Here is a 1,514-nt window from a genome sequence, read left to right on the forward strand (position 1 = left end):
GGCCCGCCCCACCCTCGGCCTGCGCTCGGTGGAGGCCGCCATCGGCGCCACCCGCCTGGTGCAGGACCAGACCGAACAGGGCGCACACGCACGGCTGCTGCTGACGGTGGCCGGCAGCGCCTTCACGTAGAGAGGAGCCGCGCGGTGGGCGTGCGGATGAGTCACGAGGGGATCGAGCAGGAGATCGAGGTGCCGGAGGTCTCGGTGCCCGTGTACGAGCGGTCGGGCTGGCAGGTCGTCGACGGCCAGGCCAGCAGCAACGCGTCCGCGGCGAAGGGCCGTCGGCGAGCTGAGGAAGGAAGCTGAACATGGCGACTCCGATCAACGAGTCGACGCGGTACTACCGGCGCGGCATCACGCGCGTGCTGTGGGTGCCGACGATCGCGAACAAGAAATCGCCGACCCGGGCGGAGCTGAACGCGGGTACGGCGCTGGAGGGCGAGACCGGCGCGATGGCCGGGTGGCAGACCACCTCGGGTACCGTGCCGACCCCGGCGCTCGGTTCGCGGTTCACGCCGGTGGTGGGCGGTGAGATCACGGCCGCGGAATCGTCGCTGACGTTCTGGGCGTCGAAGGATGGCGACGACGTGCGCAGCCTGCTGGTGCGCGAGACGCCCGGGTTCATCGTGTGGATGGACGAGGGCGACACGACAGGGGGGACGATGGACGTCTACCCCGTGACCGTCACCTCGCAGGCCAAGGTGCGTGAGCTGGACCAGGCGGCGCAGATCATGGCGCAGTTCGCGATCACGTCCGAGCCTGCGGAGAACGTCGCGATCCCGGCCGCGTCGGGCGGCTGAGATGCCGAGCTCGGTACGGGTCCTGGGAACCGGGCAGTTGATCGAGCTGTCACGGCGGATGCGCAGGGCGGGCGGGCCGCGGCTGCGGCAGAACATGTCCCGCCGGATCCGCCGTGCAGCCGAGCCGCTGCACAGGGATCTGCAGCGTGCGATCCGTAACCAGCCGCTGGTGAGCGAGGGCCGCAAGGCTGGGAAGCGTGGCGGCCCCTCGCCGACGACACGCCCGTTCAGGGCGATGCTCGCGGGCGGGGTCCGGATCAGCGTCCGCACCGGCGCCAACCCCGGTGCCCGCGTGTGGATGGACACCACCCGGCTGGAGCCAGGCGCACGCGGCGTCCCGAAGCAGATCGAGGACGGCCGCCTGCGCCACCCCGTGTTCGGCAACAAGCGGCGCTGGGCGAACCAGTGGGCCAGGCCTGCCGGGTGGTGGTCGCGGACCGTGCGGGCCGGTGAGCCGCGGATGCGGGCCGAAGTCGAACGCGTCCTGGGCGATGTCCGCCGGGACCTTCAGTAAGAGAGACGATCATGATCATCACATACGTGCAGGACGACGGCACTGAGCTGCAGGTGTCCACCGATGACCTGTCGGCGATCGAGTCCGCCGACATCGAGGAGGCCGTGGGCGACGTCCCGTGGCGGGTCATCGAGGACCGGCTCCGTGCGCAGGACCCCACCTGCATGCGGGCCGTGCTCTGGGCGGTCCGCCGGCGCGAG

The 1,514-nt window shown here is 71.3% G+C and carries 4 protein-coding genes; all 4 read left to right on the top strand.

All coding sequences use genetic code 11. From position 1 onward, the window contains the following. Window positions 1-144: 144 nt before the first annotated feature. A complete protein-coding gene (locus tag ABZ780_RS31725; protein ID WP_357488449.1) occupies window positions 145-306 on the top strand; it encodes a hypothetical protein in 162 nt (53 codons plus the stop codon). A gap of 2 nt (window positions 307-308) precedes the next feature. Next, complete coding sequence (locus ABZ780_RS31730; RefSeq protein WP_357488451.1) at window positions 309-800, top strand: hypothetical protein; 492 nt, start codon at window positions 309-311, stop codon at window positions 798-800. A 1-nt stretch (window position 801) separates the two neighbouring features. Next, window positions 802-1,314 (top strand): hypothetical protein, encoded by a 513-nt coding sequence (locus ABZ780_RS31735; protein WP_357488453.1) that lies wholly within the window; start codon window positions 802-804, stop codon window positions 1,312-1,314. Window positions 1,315-1,325: 11 nt separating this feature from the next. Next, a partial coding sequence (locus tag ABZ780_RS31740) for a hypothetical protein (protein ID WP_357488455.1) occupies window positions 1,326-1,514 on the top strand: 189 nt, incomplete at its 3' end.

Origin of the sequence: Micromonospora sp. NPDC047467 (assembly GCF_040643095.1) — a bacterium.
Lineage (GTDB): Bacteria > Actinomycetota > Actinomycetes > Mycobacteriales > Micromonosporaceae > Micromonospora.